The organism is Otariodibacter oris, assembly GCF_009684715.1.
GTDB lineage: Bacteria > Pseudomonadota > Gammaproteobacteria > Enterobacterales > Pasteurellaceae > Otariodibacter > Otariodibacter oris.
Genome location: NZ_CP016604.1, coordinates 1,647,745 through 1,666,214 on the forward strand (window position 1 = coordinate 1,647,745; position 18,470 = coordinate 1,666,214).

Below are 18,470 nucleotides of genomic sequence, written 5' to 3' on the forward strand. Positions count from 1 at the left end.
AAGTAAAAAATTAAAAGGATCCAACCGCTTGTAATTGTATTAAAATGACATCAGGGATTACAATTGGTTTCATTTTTTCTAAATTAACACAAGCAACCACTACAGTCGCTTCATTTAAACACTCTTCATCACGCCATAATTTTTGTCGAAATATAATAGATGCTTTTTTGAGTTTCACAATCTCAGTTTCAACAATTAACATATCATCTAAATGCGCTGCAAGCTTATAATCAATCTCAATTTTTTTCACAACAAATGCAATCTTCTTTGAAAGTAGCCTTTGCTGAGAAAAAGAAAGGGTTCGTAATAACTCTGTTCTTGCTCGTTCAAAAAAATTCAAGTATTGAGCATGGTAAACTACACCACCTGCATCAGTATCTTCATAATATACACGAATAGGAAATTGCATCGACGATTAGATCACCTGTACTAAAAAATTAAAGCGCCTAAAAAGTAGACGCAAACTAGTTCTCATTTTAGATAGAGAATATTTGTTGTGCAAGATATTTTCTTCTTACTTTTGTAAAAAGTTACTGTATTGCAGTATCAGTTATTCTCAAATAAATAATGGGAAGATGAGATAACAAAGTGATGGAAGAACAATAATATAACCAATAATGGGTAAAAATACTGCTTTAAATAAGTGTAATCTAATTTCAAAACCTATACCATGAATCCATAAAATAGTCATACCATACAAGACTAATAAAACAAGATAAGGAGTTTGTCCGCCAAAGTGCGTAGAAAATCTTTCTGAAAATAGTAAGATCGAAATAAACATTACTGTAGATATGATAAAAGAAAAGGCTTTTAACCAGCCTTTTCTTGTTGAATTATAAAGAGAATCTATCATGATTACTCATCAAATTTGCCTGTTTTTTCAATGCTAATAGTGACTACTGTTGCAAATAAAATTGCTAACAGAACACCAAACACCCAAGTTACATAAAACATCATATTCTCCTAATATAAACTTGATTGATTACTTTCAATAAACTTGGCATCAAGACGTCCAAACATTTTGATATAAGTCCAAATAGTATAAGCCAGTATCAAAGGTACAAAAATACAAGCTACAATGAACATAACAGTAAGAGTATTATGACTTGCTGTAGAATCCCACATAGTTAAACTCATTTCTGGATGCGAAATTGAAGGCATTACAAATGGGAACATAGAAACTCCAGCAGTCAATATAATACCAGCCAACATTATTGATGATGCAAAGAACGATAAACCTGATCTATTCGCTCGTGATGCAATAAATGTTAGTACACCCCCAACTACAGCTAAAATAGGGATAATCCAGAGAATTGGCATTTCAAAATAGTTTTTAAACCAAGCACCACTTTCTACAGTAACACTCTTAGTTGTGAATACAGATGCCGCATTATGATCCATGACACTAGTTACAACAAAGCCTTCTTTAAAATAAACAAAAATACCAGCAATAACAAAAACACCAATAGCGACTAACGATGTTACTTGAGATATGGCTCTTGCACGATTGCGTAACTCTCCAGTAGTCTTCATTTGTAACCATGTTGCACCTTGAGTCGTTAGCATCATTAAGCTAATAACACCACACAGTAAAGCAAACGGATTAAGTAAACCAAAAAAGGATCCAGTGTATCTTACTTGATTCAATTCATTAAATTCAAACGGAACACCTTGCAATAAATTACCAAATGCCACGCCAAAAATTAGAGAAGGAACAAAACCACCTATAAATAATCCCCAATCCCAAGCACTTCTCCATTTAGGACTATCAATTTTAGCACGATATTCCATACCAACTGGACGGAAAAATAGAGCTGCCAAGACCAAAATCATTGCAAGATAGAATCCAGAAAAAGATGTTGCATAAACGGTTGGCCATGCAGCAAATATCGCGCCGCCCGCTGTTAACAACCAAACTTGGTTTCCATCCCAATGCGGTGCAATAGAGTTAATCATGATACGGCGTTCTACATTACTTTTTCCAATTACGGGTAATAATGTAAGTACGCCCATATCGAAGCCATCTGTAATAGCAAAACCAATTAAAAGTACGCCAATTAAAATCCACCAAATAAAGCGTAGAACTTCATAATCAATCATTTTTTACTCCCACTTATTTCGTAGACTGTTCAAAATGGTAACGACCTGTTTTTAATGCACTAGGCCCTAATCGACCATATTTAAACATTAAATACATTTCAACAACCAAGAATAATGTATATAACCCACACAATAACCCTATGGAGATCCAAAGATCAACTTCCGTCAATGCTGAATTACTGACTCCCGTTGGCAACATATTATAAATTGCCCATGGCTGACGACCATATTCTGCCAAAAACCAACCGCTCTCAATAGCAATCCATGGAAGAGGAAGACCGATAAGTAAGGCTCTGAGTAACATAGGCTTAGTTCCTACAGTGCCTCTAATATTTTGAATGAACGCCAAAGCAATTAATAACAACATTAATCCACCAGATGCCATCATAATACGGAATGACCAAAATACGGGTCCTACATTAGGTATAGTATCTGCTGCTGCTCGCTTAATTTGCTGTTCTGTAGCATCAACAACATTATCTGTATATGCTTTCAATAGCAATCCAAACCCAAGATCCTTCTGTGCAACTTTAAATGCTTCCTTATCTTCTAACGTATAATTACCTGAACGTAATTTTTCTAATAATGAATAGGCAACCATACCATTACGCACGCGTTGTTCATTTTCACTACGAATATCCTTTAATCCTTGAATCTCTTTATCAAATGAACGTGTTGCAATGATACCTGCTGCATAAGGAATAGATAACTCAAATTCATGGCGCATTTCAGCACTATTTGGTATGACGATTACATTCCAAGGTGCAGGAGCATGGTGTGTTTCAAACTCTCCTTCCATTGCTGCTAATTTAGTGGGTTGTGCCTGACCTATTTCATATCCAGATTCATCTCCCATGATGATTACTGAAATAATAGAAATGAGTCCAAAAGTAGCTCCAACAGAAAATGAACGGCGAGCAAAGCCTAAATCACGACCTTTTAGCAAATAATAAGCACTAATTCCTAAAACAAATACAGCACCACAAGTATAACCAGCTGTTACAGTATGTAAAAATTTAGCTTGAGTAATTGGATTCAAAACTAATTCAGAGAAACTGCTCATTTCCATTCGCATAGTTTCAAAATTAAATTCAGATCCTACTGGACTTTGCATCCAGCCATTAGCAACTAAAATCCATAAAGCTGAGAAGTTAGAACCAAATGCTACTGCATAAGTTGCTAATAAATGTTTCCCTTTGGATAGGCGATCCCAACCGAAAAAGAAAAGTCCTACAAATGTAGACTCTAAAAAGAATGCCATTAAACCTTCAATAGCAAGCGGTGCTCCAAAAATATCACCGACATAGTGAGAGTAATATGCCCAGTTGGTACCAAACTGAAATTCCATTGTAATACCAGTCGTTACTCCCAAGGCAAAGTTAATTCCAAATAACTTTCCCCAGAATTTTGTCATATCTTTATACACTTCCTTTCCTGTTGTAACATAAAGTGTTTCCATTGCAACAAGTACAAAAGAAAGACCTAATGTCAAAGGTACAAATAAAAAGTGATAAAGAGCGGTTAATGCAAATTGTAAGCGCGAGAGCTCTACAACATCTAACATCTCAAACCTCTTTGTAATAGATTAATCTAAATAATGGACTACGAAGAAAGTATTCCAGCAATCCCCAACATACTGACACAAGCAAAATTGCCCCCAGAAAAATTTTCTGAAATGTCAAAATAGCATTCTACTAGTAAACAATAGAATTAAAAATAGCAAAAAGATTACATTGTTCACAAAATTAGATAAATATTTAATTTTATTATAAGTTATTTCAATATTATTGATTTAAATCAAAATTATTTTCTCAAAAATTACTCAAAATACTAATAAAAATAATGATGACTTATTACTTTTAATTTGGTAGTATCCGTAACCTATTTTAGCGATAGTTTTTTTCAATAAGAGAAATATATGTTAAATAAGCTTCTTTTTTCTAGCAATATTTTAGTTCTTGGTCTATTGAGTAGTTTTAGTTTTGCTAATGAATTAAAAACATCATCATTAGCTATAGTCAAAACTGAAAAAGCCGCAACGTTGTCATATCAATGCCAAAAGATGTTTAGTGAGGGTGATAAATTAATTTCTGAAGTTGAGAAACAGCCAGGAACGCACACTCAAGTATCAAAAATGAAAGATAAATTATATGCGTCAAAACAACAAATTTTACAGTTAGATCCCGTAAAACAAGACTTAAGTTGTGAAAAAGGGTTGTTAGCATTAAATAATCTGAAAAAACAAACTCAAATAAAACAATAAATGAACTCAAAACTAGGAAGCCAAGCAATATTGCTTGGCTTCCTATTTTAATTATTATAACCCTAGTACCTTTTTGATTCGAAAATCAATTCCTTTAGCATCTAAACCTAAGTCCTCATATATCTCAGCTTGCGTGCCTTGAGGAATAAAGAAATCAGGGATACCAACCATTATAAGGGGTTTAATCTTACCAATTTTTTGCAAAAACTCATTTACAGCACTTCCTGCACCACCTTGAATCACATTCTCTTCAACAGTAACTAAAATATCATGAGTATCTGCTAATTCACTGATTAACGCCTCATCTAAAGGCTTAACAAATCGCATATCAACCAAAGTATAATCTCTCTCTTCTGCAACTTGTTTAGCTTGATTAAGTAAAGCACCAAAATTCAAAATAGCAACACCTTTTCCCTTTCTTAACACCTTGGCTTTACCTATATCTATTGCTACCATTGGCGCTAACTCAACCCCTTGAGCATTCCCTCTTGGATAGCGTACAGCAACAGGAGAATTCATTGTATAGGCAGTGTAGAGCATTTGGCGCATTTCATTTTCATCACTTGGACACATTATCGTCATATTTGGAATGCAACGCATAAAGCTCAGATCAAAAACACCTTGGTGAGTTTGTCCATCAGCACCCACAATACCCGCTCGATCAATAGCAAAAATCACAGGTAAATTTTGAATCGCCACATCATGAACTAACTGATCATAAGCCCTTTGTAGAAAAGTAGAATAAATAGCTATAACAGGTTTATAACCTGCAATAGCGAGCCCTACCCCAAAAGTCACTGCATGTTGTTCAGCAATCGCTACATCAAAATATTGCTCAGGGAAACGCTTAGAAAACTCAACCATTCCAGAACCTTCGCGCATCGCTGGCGTGATCCCCATAATTTTAGGATCTTTCTCAGCAATTTCACAAAGCCAATCACCAAAAATCGAAGAATAGGTTGGCGCTGATTTATTTTGAGGTAATTTGCCTAATGTAGGATCAAATTTAGGTACACCATGAAAACCAATAGGATCTTCTTCTGCTGGTGTATATCCTTTCCCTTTTTTTGTTTTGATATGAAGAAATAACGGGCCAGACATATTTCTCATATTAGATAATGTTGAAACTAACTCATCAATATCATGTCCATCAATTGGTCCAATATAATTAAAACCTAAGCTTTCAAACATAGTTCCAACAGGAGAAACAAACCCTTTTACATGTTCTTCCGTTTTCTTAACAAACTCTTTGATAGGAGGTACACCAGATAGTAATTTTTTACCACTTTCTCTCAATGTACCATATAACGAGCCAGTAAATAGACGAGCTAAATGATAATTTAATGCCCCGACATTTTCTGAAATAGACATCTCATTATCATTTAAAATAACTAACATATCTGGATGAATAGAGCCTGCATGATTAAGTGCTTCAAATGCCATTCCTGCAGTAATAGCACCATCACCAATCACACAAATAGTCTTACGATTTGCATTTTCTTTTTCTGCGGCAATAGCGATACCTAAACCAGCACTAATCGAAGTGGATGAATGCCCGACACTCAAAACATCATAAGGACTTTCTTCACGCCAAGGAAATGGATGCAAGCCATTTTTCTGACGAATCGTACACATTTGCTCACGACGACCTGTGAGAATTTTATGCGGGTAAGCTTGATGGCCGACATCCCAAATTAATTGATCAAACGGGGTCTGATACACATAATGTAATGCAACAGTCAATTCAACAGTACCTAAACCAGAAGCTAAGTGCCCACTTGTCTGGCTGACAGATTCCAATAAATACGCCCTTAATTCATCACAAAGTTGTTGTAATTTTTCTTTTGGTAATAAGCGTAAGTCATCTGGACTATTAATTTGACTTAATAAGGGATAGGTTTTTTGCATAATATCATCTTAATCGTAAGGTAAAGAATCTACCTAAATTATTGAAAGAAGGCAGAAAATCTCTGCCTTACATTTTCTACTGGAATTATGATTTTAGATCATCAGATAATACAGGTTTAATGGTATTTAAAATCTCTTTTACCACTCTTGCATTACCAGCCACTAAGTTACCTGATTTCAAATAATTTGTGCCACCTACAAAATTTGTCACCAATGCACCCGCTTCACGAGCAATAATATCACCTGCAGCACAATCCCAAGGTTTTAAGCCAATTTCAAAGAAACCATCAACACGACCAGATGCTACATAAGCTAAATCTAATGCAGCAGAACCTGTACGACGGAAATCAGCCACGCCATTATTCATTAATCCTTCGATCATATTTAAATGAGCTGTTGTGTGTTTAGCGACTTTAAATGGGAAACCAGTTGCTAGTACTGCACCTTGTAAATCACGGCGATCATTGTCTACTCTTAAACGAAATTCATTTAATTTTGCACCTTCGCCACGTACCGCAGTAAATAATTCATTACGAATTGGATCATAAACAACACCCACTTCAGTACGACCATTAACACGAATTGCAATTGATACAGAAAAATGCGGAAAACGCTTGATAAAGTTTGTTGTACCATCCAAAGGATCAATAACCCATTGCACATCACTATTATCAGCCGATAAAAGCCCTGACTCTTCACCCACAATGGTATGGTCAGGATAAGATTTGCGAATAACTTCGATAATTGCTTCTTCTGCTGCTTTATCAACAGCAGTAACATAATCATTTACACCTTTTTGAGCAATATCGAGATCTGAAGTTGATTGCTCATACCCTTTGGCAATAATATTGCCTGCTTTTCGTGCTGCACGAATAGCGATATTTAACATTGGATTCATAATTCCACCAGATTTTAAAGAACATAAAGTAAGAAGATACGAATTATAGAGAAAGTTGGACAATAAAGGAATAGCCTAAGCAAAAAAGCCTATTAAGCGATCATTTATATCTGTTATACTGCTTACCAATAATTCCCCTATTCTTAATTAATTCAGCAGACTATGAATACAAAATTCACACAAAAAACACCTCGTTTTAAAACCGCAGAAGAGCGTAAATCCCCTAAATTTAAATCAGATCGTGCGCAAAATAGCTCACCTTATGCACGAAATAATCGTACAGAAAAAAAATCAACCAATTACCGTCAAACTACCCATCATGATATTTATCCGCAAGAAGCGAGAAAAATAGGCAAAGAAGGCACCGTTAAAATTAGCGTAAAAGGTCGCACAAATAATAATGAAAAGAAAACGGGTCCACTTTCACCTCGAGCGCCAGAGAAAATTCGTAATAATCGTGCAACAGAAATGAAAATATATGGCGAGAATGCTTGTCATACTCTATTTCAACAACGTCCAGAATCCATTGTTAGACTTTGGGCAACAATAGAAGGTGCCAAAAAAGCCGGCGATTTGATGAGTTATTTGGCTGAGAATAAAAAAGCCTACCATATCGTTGATAGCGAAGAAATGGAACGCGTTACAGGGACTGAACATCATGGTGGAATTTGTTTATTAGTCAAAAAATCAACGCCATTCTCGTTAGAAGGCTACTTACAAATTGCTCGTCAGAGAGATTGTTTAGTACTTTTAGATGGTGTAAATAATGCTCAAAATATCGGTGGAGTTATCCGCACTTGTGCATTCTATGGTGTAAAAGGAATCATCGTAGAGCAGAATGATTTACTCAATTCAAGCAGCGCTGCTCGTGTAGCAGAAGGTGGATTGGAGTTTGTTCACGCACTAGAAACTAAACATAAACAAATTGCATTGACTCAGTTACGCAATGCAGGATATCAAATTGTGCATTTAACTCGCCAAAAACAAACACCCGCACTAGCGAAAACAAATTTATCCGAAAAAGTGGTTTTTGTACTCAGTGAAGTTGTTCCAAGTGAAGTGGAATATCCTGAGGATACCAACGTTCAGCTCTCATTTTTAAACCCTCTAAATAGCGGGCTAAATGTTGCAGTGAATACAGGGATTTTACTTGCTCACTGGTATCAAAATCATTTGATTTAAGGAAAAAATAAACTAATAATCCAATAAATAAGCGGTCAGATCTGCAAAATATTTTCTCAATCTGACCGCTTGTCACATACTATAGACTATAAATTAGAGGCTTCAATTAGGCGTCTAGTATAGTCATTTTGCGGATTATCGAAGATTTGCTGAACATCACCACTTTCGATAACTTCACCTTGATTCATGACCATTACTCTATCACTCAATGCTCTTACCACAGATAAATCATGGCTGATAAAAATATAACTTAAACCATATTTTTTCTGTAAATTATTCAGTAATTCCACAACTGTGATCTGAGTTGAGCGATCCAATGCAGAAGTTGGCTCATCTAATAAAACAAATCTTGGTTCAAGAATAATTGCACGAGCAATCGCGATACGTTGTCTTTGACCGCCCGAAAACTCATGAGGGTAACGATTGATCATTGAAGGGGAAAGATTTACCTCTTCCAATGTTTTCATTACTTTTTCACGACGCTTTTCTTTACTCATTTTCGGGTAATGGACAGATAGCCCCTCACCAATAATTTCACCCACAGTTAAACGAGGAGAAAGGGAATTAAACGGATCTTGGAACACCATTTGCATGTCTTTTTTCAACGCTTGGCGATCAGAATCTGACAACTCTGCGATCGTTTCATCTTCAAAGTTAATTTTGCCTTGATAATCAAGCATCTGCATTATTGCTCTACCTAATGTAGATTTACCCGAACCTGATTCACCAACAATTCCAAGTGTTTCCCCCACTTTAAGATCTAATGAAATATTTTTAACCGCTTTAAAGACTTTTTTAGGTTTACCAAAGAACGAACGCTTGATTACATAATCAACATCAATATTTTCAGCCGTAATGATGCGTTTTTCATCATCACTTAATGCCGGTTTAATATTTCTCGGAATTGGTGTCAGTAATTCAATGGTATAAGGGTGCTGTGGATTATGGAAAACTTTATCTGTTTCTCCTTGCTCAATAATTTCCCCCATTTGCATTACACAAACAAAGTCACTATATCGATGGACTAAACGCAAATCGTGAGAAATTAGGATAATCGCCATTCCCATATCTCGTTGTAAGTCATGCATCAAATCTAAAATTTCCGCTTGAGTTGTTACATCGAGTGCTGTAGTTGGCTCATCGGCAATTAATAAATCGGGTTTATTAATAATTGCCATCGCAATCATAATGCGTTGCAATTGCCCACCAGAAAATTCATGGGGATACGATTTCATTTTCTTATCTGCATCAGGAATTTTTACTTTTTCTAGCATTTCTAATGCGTGTGCATACGCTTCTTCCTGACTCATATTCGGATTATGCGTTTTTGTTGCTTCTGAAACCTGCTCTCCAATTGTCATAAAGGGATTAAGTGAAGTCATTGGCTCTTGGAAAATCATACCAATACGATCACCACGCAATGTCCTCATTTGATCTTCTGATAATGTTAAAATTTCTTGATCTTCAAAGCAAATAGAGGAATCTGATCCATAAGTGACAATATTCTTTGGTAATAATTGCATGATTGACATTGAGGTAACAGATTTACCTGATCCAGATTCACCCACAATCGCTAATGTTTGCCCTTTATTAACAGTAAAAGAGACTGAACGTACAGCATGTACATTTTCTTCATCGGTTTTCAGATAAACGTCTAAATTTTTAACTTCTAATAATTTCATTTAGTCACATCCTATTTGTCTTTTGGATCAAGAGCATCACGCAATCCATCACCGATAAAGTTAAAGCAGAATAATGTTAAACATAAGAAAAAGGCTGGGAATGCTAATAACCATGGTGAAGTTTCCATTTGCGCAGCACCATCACTTAATAATGCCCCCCAACTACTCATTGGCTCTTGTGTTCCTAAGCCCAAGAAGCTTAAGAAAGATTCAAACAAAATAAATCCTGGTACTTCAAGTGAAGCATACACTACAACAATACCTAAGACATTTGGAATGATGTGCTTCCAAATGATTTGGCGTTTTGGTACGCCACAGACAATCGCGGCTTCCACAAACTCTTTATTCTTCAATGTAAGTGTTTGCCCACGAACAATACGAGCTAGCCCCAACCAAGCAATTAAACCTATTGCAACGAAAATCAGTAAAATATTCTGACCGAAGAAAGTAACCAATAAGATCACGAAGAACATAAATGGAAATGAGCTTAAAATTTCGATAAAACGCATCATTACCATATCAGTTTTACCGCCAATATAGCCTGAAATCGCCCCATAGATTGTACCGATAATTACCGCAATAAAGGCACCAGCAACCCCAACCATCAGTGAAACTCGTCCACCAATGGCAACACGCACTAATAAATCACGTCCTGAGGAATCTGTACCAAAATAGTGCATTGACTCAATACTAGGTGCTGCACTCATCATATTCCAGTCTGTATCATCATAAGTAAAAGGAATTAAAGAGGGTGCAAAAGCAATAAATAATATAATTAATACAAGAGTAACTAAACTTGCTACCGCAGCTTTATTACGGAAAAAACGACGACGAGCATCTTGCCATAAGCTACGACCCTCTAACGACATTTCCGTTGCTTCTGTTGCCAACTCCTCAGCTCTTTTTTGATTCTTCTTATTATCAACTAACATCTTGCATTCCTTATGAATAACGAATCTTCGGATCAATCACCGCATAGAGAATATCTACAACAGCATTAAAGAAAATAGTTAATGAACCGACTAAAATAGTTAAACTTAATACTAATGAATAGTCACGGTTTAATGCACCATTCACAAAAAGTTGTCCTATTCCCGGCAAACCAAATACACTTTCAATCACCATTGAACCTGTAATGATCCCCACAAAAGCGGGTCCTAAATAAGTAATCACAGGGATCAATGCAGGTTTTAACGCATGTTTAAAGATAATACGTTTGAGAGGTAATCCCTTAGCATGAGCGGTACGGATAAAGTTTGAATGTAATACTTCAATCATTGAACCACGAGTAATACGCGCAATCCCTGCGACATATCCAATCGTCAATGAAAGTACAGGTAAAATCATATAGTAAAGTTGACCACCATTCCATCCACCTGCAGGTAACCATTTAACATAGATGGCAAAGAAAAGAACTAATAAAGGCGCAAATACGAAACTTGGCATGATAATCCCTGTCATTGCAAAGGACATCACAAGGTAATCCCACTTACTATTCTGTCTTAATGCAGCAAAGGTACCCGCTAACAATCCAATCGTTACTGCAAAGAAAAATGACACGATACCCAATTTTAATGAAACAGGAAAAGCGGAACCAATTAAATCATTTACTGTTTGATCTTTATATTTGAATGAAGGTCCAAAATCCCCATGAGATAAATCTTCTAAGTAAATAAAATATTGTTTGTAGAGAGGCTCATTTAAATGATACTTCGCTTCAATATTTGCCATTACCTCTGGTGGATAAGCACGTTCCGAAGTGAAGGGACTTCCTGGAGCTAAGCGCATCAGAAAGAAAGAAAAAGTAATTAGAATAAAAAGAGTCGGAATTGCTTCTAAAATCCTTTTCAAAATAAACTTCAACATAGTAAATTCTCCAATTTACGCAACAAAAATAAAACAAGCGGTCAGATCCCATGCAAAATTAGCAACATTGAATCCTGACCGCTTAAATACCATTAGTGTTTAGTAATATATAAGTTTCTTAAGAAAATATGATCTTGAGGATCTTTTCCCTCATACCCTTTAACATAAGGTTTCACTAAGCGAACATTCACATAATTATAAACAGGTACAATAGCAAAATCTTTTGCTAATACTGCTTCAGCTTTGGCATAAGCAGCTGCACGCTCTGCTGCATCTGCTGCTTTGTAAGACTCATCCATTGCAGCATCATACTCAGCACTTTGATAGAATGCCGTATTATTACTTGAATTAGATAAGAAGTAATTACCAAAGGTTGTTGCTTGATCATAATCTGCATTCCAACCAGCACGAGCTAAATCATAGTTTCCTTGGTGACGTGTATCTAGGTACGTTTTCCACTCTTGATTTTCAAGTGTCACATCAACTAAACCTTGCGTATTTGCTTTCCATATAGAAGCCGCTGCAATCGCTATTTTTTTATGATTTTCGTTAGTATTATACAAAATTGAGAATTTAAGTGGATTAGATTTACTATAACCCACTTCTTCTAATAATTTGATTGCTTGCTCATTACGCTCTTTCATCGGTAATGTTGAGTATTCAGGTTGCTGAATTTGATCACCTTCTGAAATATACGTCGGAGTAAACACATAAGTTGGCGTTTGACCTTGAGCCAGCACTTTTTCTGTAATAATGTCACGATCTAACGCTAAATTTAATGCTTCACGCACTTTCACATTATCAAATGGTGGTTTCTTATTATTAATTTCATAGATGTAAGTTGCTAATGTTCTCGCAATAGAAACTTCATCAGGAATTTCTTCTTTCAATTTAGTGAATAATTCTGGTGGAAGACCATAGTTAGTGATGTCAATTTCACCAGAACGATAACGTTGTACATCAGTATTCAAACTTGGAATCGCCAGGAATGTTGCTTTGTTAATGACGGTTTCTTTGTCGTTCCAATATAAAGGATTACGTTCAAAAACAATCTTCTCATTGATCACATGATCCACTAATTTATAAGCGCCATTTCCCACTATATTACCATCTTTTACCCAATCATCACCGTACTTCTCAACCACTTTTTTAGGCACTGGTAACACTGACTGGTGGCTTGTCATACCAACTAAATAAGGAACAGGATTAGATAAAGTGACTTGGAAAGTATGATCATCTACAGCTTTAACACCTAACTCTTCCGGTTTTTTCTTCCCACTAATTACATCTTCCGCATTCATAACTTGTAGATAATCTAAATAACTTGCATAAGGTGAAGCAGTTTCTGGATTAGCTAAACGTTGCCACGCAAAAACAAAATCGTCTGCTGTTACAGGATCACCATTTGACCATTTTGCTTCAGGACGTAATTTAAATGTCCATTGTTTAAAATCAGGTGTACTTTCCCAAGAAACAGCTACACCCGGAATAACCTTACCACTAGCATCTTTTGTCACTAAACCTTCTAATAATTGATATTGGATTTCAGACTCTGGTACACCTTCTGTTTTTTGTGGATCTAAACTTTGTGGCTCGGCACCATTGTTAAGTACAATCTCTTGTACATCAGCTAACTCTGTACCAGCAGGGACAGAGGCTGCTAAAGCAGAGGCTGAAATGCCTAGCGTAATTGCCGAAGCAAGTAATGAACGAATGAATTTGGTTTGCATAAAAATTCTCCTGTTTAATTTATTCTATTTGGTCTGCAATTAGTAACGGAAAAAAATAAATTTGTAAAGTTTTTATAGCAATTTAAAAGAGGCAATTTAAACTTATGCGAAATATATCACAGAAAATGAATAATTAAGCAGGATTATATCATCAAATCAGCAATTTACTCATGAATTAGATCAAGGAATATTTACTTGACTTTACTTAACCCAAAATGATTGTAAGTTCTAGAGGTTGCAACTCGCCCTCTTGGTGTACGCTGTAAAAAACCTTGTTGGATTAAATAAGGCTCAAGTACGTCTTCAATCGTATCTCGTTCTTCTCCAATTGCAGCCGCAAGATTATCAAGTCCTACAGGTCCGCCATCAAATCGCTCAATCACCGCAGAAAGTAATTTTCTATCCATAAAATCAAAACCTTCTGGATCAACATCTAACATCGCCATTGCTTGCGTTGCGATATCTAAGGTAATTGCTCCACCATTACGTACATCGGCAAAATCCCTTACTCGACGGAGTAAACGATTAGCAATACGAGGCGTTCCTCTCGAACGACGAGCAATTTCATAAGAAGCTTCTGGGGATAAATTCAAATTGAGACAATTCGCACTACGACTAACAATAGTAGTTAAATCCTCAATAGAATAAAACTCTAAACGTTGTACGATACCAAAACGATCTCTCAAAGGCGAAGTTAAAGAACCTGCACGAGTGGTCGCACCCACTAACGTAAATGGCGGTAAATCAAGCTTGATAGAACGAGCGGCTGGTCCTTCGCCAATCATAATATCTAATTGGTAATCTTCCATTGCGGGATACAATACTTCTTCAATCGCAGGCGATAAACGATGAATTTCATCAATAAATAGCACATCATAAGGCTCTAAATTAGTCAGCATTGCCGCCAAATCGCCCGCTTTTTCCAATACGGGTCCCGAGGTTGTACGAATATTTACACCCATTTCGTTAGCAACAATATTGGCTAATGTTGTTTTACCTAATCCGGGTGGACCAAAAATCAATAAATGATCTAACGCATCTTGGCGAAGTTTTGCTGCCTGAATAAAAATATCCATTTGCTCACGAACCGAAGCTTGTCCGACGTAATCATGTAACATTTTCGGACGGATTGCTCGGTCAATCACTTCATCATCACGTTTAGGAATGGCACTAATAATGCGATCTGCTTCTATCATAATTTATACTAAATCTTTAAAGGGAGTTCTTCAGTGCTTCTCGAATGAGCTGTTCACTGGTTTTATCAGAATGGTGTACTTTTTTGATCATCTTCTCTGCATCAGTTGGCTTATAGCCTAATGCAATTAAAGCATCTCTAGCTTCATCAGAAGGGGTTGTGGTTGTATGACTCACGACAAATTGTTCGGTAGATTGCTCAACAAAGAAATCACTTTGAGCCATTCCTTTAAATTTACCCTTAAGCTCCACAAGTAATCGCTCCGCTGTTTTCTTACCCACACCTGGAATTTTCACTAATTTTGCTAATTCTTCTTGCTCAACCGCTGTAGCAAATTGAGAAACAGACATCGCAGATAAAATCGCTAATGCCAATTTAGGACCAACACCATTTGTTTTAATGAGTTCTCTAAATAATGTTCTATCTTGCTTTTGAGAAAATCCAAAGAGTAAATGTGCATCTTCACGCACAACTAAATGCGTATAAATTACAGCATCTTCACCCACTTGTGGAAGGTCATAAAAACTTGTCATTGGTAGAAGGACTTCATATCCCACACCTTGTACATCAATCACCATTTCTGGTGGCGATTTTTCAATAATTTTACCCTGTAATCTACCAATCATAATATCTATTTGAATCTATTGTTTAACAATAAGAATAACTGAAAACTGGATAAAAATACAGATCAAGCGGTCAGTTTGATCTTATTTTTTGCAAAAAATAACCCGCTGATAGCGGGTTATTTTAAATCTATTTTAGTTTTTCTTTCTGACTACGATTTGACTGAGTATGACTAACGCCAATGAGAAGATAATCATCAAGGTTGCTAGTGCATTGACCTCTGGTGTCACACCCGTTTTCACCAATGAGAAAATTTTGAGTGGTAACACTTCATAGCTTGCACTTGTGACAAATGAAGATACAACCACATCATCAAGTGAAATCGTGAAACTGAGTAACCAACCAGAAACGATCGCAGGTAACAACAAAGGTAATAAGATTTTACGTAAAATCACCACTTCTGTTGCCCCTAAATCTTTAGCCGCTTCTAGCATTTTAGAGTCAAAATCTTTCAAACGTGAAGATACGGTGATAACAACATACGGCAAACAGAAAGTCACGTGTGCAAATAATAGTGACCAAAATCCTAATGATACGCCGACTATCATAAACAATGCCAATAATGATACCGCCATAACGATATCAGGCGACATCATAACAACGAATAACATTCCGCCAACCATTTGTTTGCCACGGAAACGATAACGGTATAATGCAATGGCAGTCATTGCGCCAATGATTGTCGATAATGTTGCGGAAAAAAATGCAATACTAATAGAATGCCAAGCAGCTTGAATTAACGTATCATTATTAAATAAGCGATCATACCAGTTGAAACTGAACCCTTTCCAGCTCAAGCCATATCTATCTGCATTGAACGAGTTTGTGACCAAAATGATGATTGGGATGTACAAATACGCGTACACCAAAAACATAAATAAGCTTTTAAATACGCGTTTCATTATTCTAACTCCACTTTCTTATTCATCAGTTTATTTGCGCGATAATAAACATATAACATCAATGCCATTAGTACAGTTAATGCAATACTGATTGCAGAACCAAACGGCCAGTTACGTGTTACCAAGAACTCACTCTTGATCACATTACCGACTAATAATACTTTAGCTCCACCAAGTAAATCTGCTACATAGAACATACCCATCGCAGGAAGTAAAACTAATAAACAACCTGCCACAATACCCGGCATTGTTAAAGGAATAATCACTCGAATAAAACGCTGAAACGCATTCGCACCTAGATCTCTTGCTGCTTCAAGTAAACGTCCATCTATTTTTTCAATAGAGGAATAAAGCGGTAAGATCATGAATGGTAAAAGCAAATAAACTAAGCCGATAACGACCGCAACTTCCGTATTTAAAATACGAATTGGCGAATCAATCACACCAAGCCAAAGTAATGACTCATTTAATATCCCTTTCACCCCTAAGAAAATTTTCATTCCATAAATACGGATAAGAGAGTTAGTCCAGAAAGGCAATACCACTAAGAATAATAATAGTGGTCGATATTTTTCTGGTAATTTTGCCATCATGAAAGCAAACGGATAACCTACCACTAAACAAATAATTGTCGCAATCCCTGACATATATAAGGAATTCCACAATACTTGAGAATAAAGTGGGTCAATTAAGCGTTTATAGCTATCTAATGAAAAAGTAAATTCAATCAGATCGCTTGTGTCTTTGGTCATTACACTCGTAATTAAAACGAGTAAATTCGGAATAAGGACGAAAAAAATCAACCAACCGAAAATAACCGCAACTGTGATATTTTGAAATTTATTGCTAGTGATTTTCATCGTTGATTACAACCTCCCAACCTTCATACCAAGTTAGTGCAACTTTCTGACCAATTGAGTGATCAATATTCGGATCATCTTCATTAAAGAATTCACTAACTAATACACTCATTCCATTGTGATCAAGTTTGACACTTGATTCTAATGTCATTCCTTTGTAATTACGATCCATAATATGTCCAATAATTGCTTTAGATGCTTCATTCTCATCTAGTTCTTCAATCACAATATCTTCTGGACGCAGTAAAACATTGAGTTTCTGGTGCGGATGGACAGGAATATCAGTATGAATCTCACAAATACGTCCTTCCACATTCGCTTTAACTGTTTTTTCTGTTACTCTTTCAATGACGGTAGCTTCAAATACGTTAATTTCACCAATGAAACGTGCTACAAATAAGTTCTTCGGATCTTCATAGATTTCACGTGGTGTACCATCTTGTTCAATATTACCTTTGTTCATCACGATAATACGATCCGACATTGTTAAAGCCTCTTCTTGATCGTGGGTAACGAAAATAAAGGTAATACCTAATTGACGTTGTAATGCTTTTAATTCATTTTGCATCTCTTTACGTAATTTATAATCTAACGCCGAAAGAGATTCGTCTAATAGCAATACTTTTGGTTTATTCACTACAGCACGTGCAATCGCAATACGTTGTTGCTGACCGCCCGATAATTGGGCTGGTTTACGATTCGCCATATCTTCTAAGCGAACCATTTTTAACGCTTCGATTACTCGAGGCTTTATATCTGCCTCAGGTATTTTTTGCATTCTCAATCCAAACGCAACATTTTCAAAAATTGTCATATGTGGGAAAAGTGCATAACTTTGGAAAACGGTATTTACAGGACGTTGCTCTGCAGGCACATTTGACACATCTTGCCCATCTAAAATGACAGAGCCTTCCGTTAAGTCTTCAAAACCTGCAATTAAACGTAGCGCTGTAGTCTTACCACAACCTGATGGACCTAAAATTGTTAAAAACTCACCATCATTGATTGTAAGATCTAACTTATCAATAATTGTCTTATCACCATAACGTTTCGTAATAGAACGAAGCTCAATAATTGGTTTTTGATCTAATTTTTCCATTTATTTTTGTTTTCCCCCTAGGGTTTTGTTGAGAAAATGCAAAAATCTGAATAAAAATTCAGCATAAATTATGCATAGCCATACGCTATAAAACGACCCGTAATGATATAAGGAATGACATGAGAATGAAAGTAAAAATTAGCCATTACTTGTTCAGTTTG

At 36.1% G+C, this 18,470-nt stretch carries 18 protein-coding genes; 2 read left to right on the forward strand and 16 right to left on the reverse strand.

Features of this window, described 5'->3' with window-relative positions; all coding sequences use genetic code 11:
* Positions 1-10: 10 nt before the first annotated feature.
* The 5 genes from ybgC to A6A10_RS07640 all read right to left on the reverse strand — a co-directional run bounded on the left by ybgC (position 11) and on the right by A6A10_RS07640 (position 3,664).
* Positions 11-409: a tol-pal system-associated acyl-CoA thioesterase gene (gene ybgC, locus A6A10_RS07620; RefSeq protein WP_121122686.1), complete on the reverse strand. Its 399-nt coding sequence runs from the start codon at positions 407-409 to the stop codon at positions 11-13.
* Positions 410-556: 147 nt separating this feature from the next.
* Positions 557-853 carry a cyd operon YbgE family protein gene (locus tag A6A10_RS07625; RefSeq protein WP_121122688.1) on the reverse strand — a complete coding sequence of 99 codons (297 nt, stop codon included), beginning with the start codon at positions 851-853 and terminating at the stop codon, positions 557-559.
* A gap of 2 nt (positions 854-855) precedes the next feature.
* Positions 856-954: a cytochrome bd oxidase small subunit, CydX/CbdX family gene (locus A6A10_RS07630; protein WP_121122690.1), complete on the reverse strand. Its 99-nt coding sequence runs from the start codon at positions 952-954 to the stop codon at positions 856-858.
* Between the two features lie 9 nt (positions 955-963).
* Positions 964-2,100, reverse strand: a complete 1,137-nt coding sequence (cydB, locus tag A6A10_RS07635; RefSeq protein ID WP_121122692.1) for a cytochrome d ubiquinol oxidase subunit II — start codon at positions 2,098-2,100, stop codon at positions 964-966.
* Between the two features lie 13 nt (positions 2,101-2,113).
* The gene (locus tag A6A10_RS07640; protein WP_121122694.1) at positions 2,114-3,664 is read right to left on the reverse strand and encodes a cytochrome ubiquinol oxidase subunit I; all 1,551 of its coding nucleotides are present in this window, start codon (positions 3,662-3,664) and stop codon (positions 2,114-2,116) included.
* Between the two features lie 354 nt (positions 3,665-4,018).
* On the opposite strand from A6A10_RS07640, the gene A6A10_RS07645 reads away from it, so the two are divergent.
* Positions 4,019-4,363: a DUF5339 domain-containing protein gene (locus A6A10_RS07645; RefSeq protein ID WP_121122696.1), complete on the forward strand. Its 345-nt coding sequence runs from the start codon at positions 4,019-4,021 to the stop codon at positions 4,361-4,363.
* A gap of 54 nt (positions 4,364-4,417) precedes the next feature.
* Here A6A10_RS07645 and dxs read toward each other — a convergent pair whose 3' ends face one another.
* Both dxs and suhB read right to left on the reverse strand, forming a co-directional pair.
* Complete coding sequence (gene dxs, locus A6A10_RS07650; RefSeq protein ID WP_121122698.1) at positions 4,418-6,271, reverse strand: 1-deoxy-D-xylulose-5-phosphate synthase; 1,854 nt, start codon at positions 6,269-6,271, stop codon at positions 4,418-4,420.
* An 85-nt stretch (positions 6,272-6,356) separates the two neighbouring features.
* Positions 6,357-7,169, reverse strand: coding sequence for an inositol-1-monophosphatase (gene suhB / locus A6A10_RS07655; RefSeq protein ID WP_121122700.1), 813 nt, complete (start codon positions 7,167-7,169; stop codon positions 6,357-6,359).
* A gap of 162 nt (positions 7,170-7,331) precedes the next feature.
* Here suhB and A6A10_RS07660 point away from each other — a divergent pair, with 162 nt between their 5' ends.
* On the forward strand, positions 7,332-8,351 hold the full coding sequence (locus A6A10_RS07660) for a TrmH family RNA methyltransferase (protein ID WP_121122702.1): 1,020 nt from the start codon (positions 7,332-7,334) through the stop codon (positions 8,349-8,351).
* 86 nt (positions 8,352-8,437) lie between these two features.
* On the opposite strand, the gene A6A10_RS07665 is transcribed toward A6A10_RS07660, so the two are convergent.
* From A6A10_RS07665 to potA, 9 genes are all read right to left on the reverse strand, one after another.
* Positions 8,438-10,033 carry an ABC transporter ATP-binding protein gene (locus A6A10_RS07665; protein WP_121122704.1) on the reverse strand — a complete coding sequence of 532 codons (1,596 nt, stop codon included), beginning with the start codon at positions 10,031-10,033 and terminating at the stop codon, positions 8,438-8,440.
* A gap of 11 nt (positions 10,034-10,044) precedes the next feature.
* Positions 10,045-10,965 carry an oligopeptide ABC transporter permease OppC gene (gene oppC, locus A6A10_RS07670; RefSeq protein WP_121122706.1) on the reverse strand — a complete coding sequence of 307 codons (921 nt, stop codon included), beginning with the start codon at positions 10,963-10,965 and terminating at the stop codon, positions 10,045-10,047.
* 10 nt (positions 10,966-10,975) lie between these two features.
* Positions 10,976-11,899, reverse strand: coding sequence for an oligopeptide ABC transporter permease OppB (oppB, locus tag A6A10_RS07675; RefSeq protein WP_121122708.1), 924 nt, complete (start codon positions 11,897-11,899; stop codon positions 10,976-10,978).
* A gap of 92 nt (positions 11,900-11,991) precedes the next feature.
* Complete coding sequence (locus tag A6A10_RS07680; protein WP_121122710.1) at positions 11,992-13,629, reverse strand: ABC transporter substrate-binding protein; 1,638 nt, start codon at positions 13,627-13,629, stop codon at positions 11,992-11,994.
* A gap of 191 nt (positions 13,630-13,820) precedes the next feature.
* Positions 13,821-14,825 (reverse strand): Holliday junction branch migration DNA helicase RuvB, encoded by a 1,005-nt coding sequence (gene ruvB, locus A6A10_RS07685; protein WP_121122713.1) that lies wholly within the window; start codon positions 14,823-14,825, stop codon positions 13,821-13,823.
* Positions 14,826-14,841: 16 nt separating this feature from the next.
* Positions 14,842-15,450 carry a Holliday junction branch migration protein RuvA gene (ruvA, locus tag A6A10_RS07690; protein ID WP_121122715.1) on the reverse strand — a complete coding sequence of 203 codons (609 nt, stop codon included), beginning with the start codon at positions 15,448-15,450 and terminating at the stop codon, positions 14,842-14,844.
* Positions 15,451-15,582: 132 nt separating this feature from the next.
* Positions 15,583-16,350 (reverse strand): spermidine/putrescine ABC transporter permease PotC, encoded by a 768-nt coding sequence (potC, locus tag A6A10_RS07695; RefSeq protein WP_121122717.1) that lies wholly within the window; start codon positions 16,348-16,350, stop codon positions 15,583-15,585.
* The gene (gene potB / locus A6A10_RS07700) at positions 16,350-17,210 is read right to left on the reverse strand and encodes a spermidine/putrescine ABC transporter permease PotB (protein WP_121122719.1); all 861 of its coding nucleotides are present in this window, start codon (positions 17,208-17,210) and stop codon (positions 16,350-16,352) included. The genes potC and potB overlap by 1 nt, the downstream gene beginning before the upstream one ends.
* On the reverse strand, positions 17,197-18,309 hold the full coding sequence (potA, locus tag A6A10_RS07705) for a spermidine/putrescine ABC transporter ATP-binding protein PotA (protein WP_121122721.1): 1,113 nt from the start codon (positions 18,307-18,309) through the stop codon (positions 17,197-17,199). The genes potB and potA overlap by 14 nt, the downstream gene beginning before the upstream one ends.
* Between the last annotated feature and the right edge of the window lie 161 nt (positions 18,310-18,470).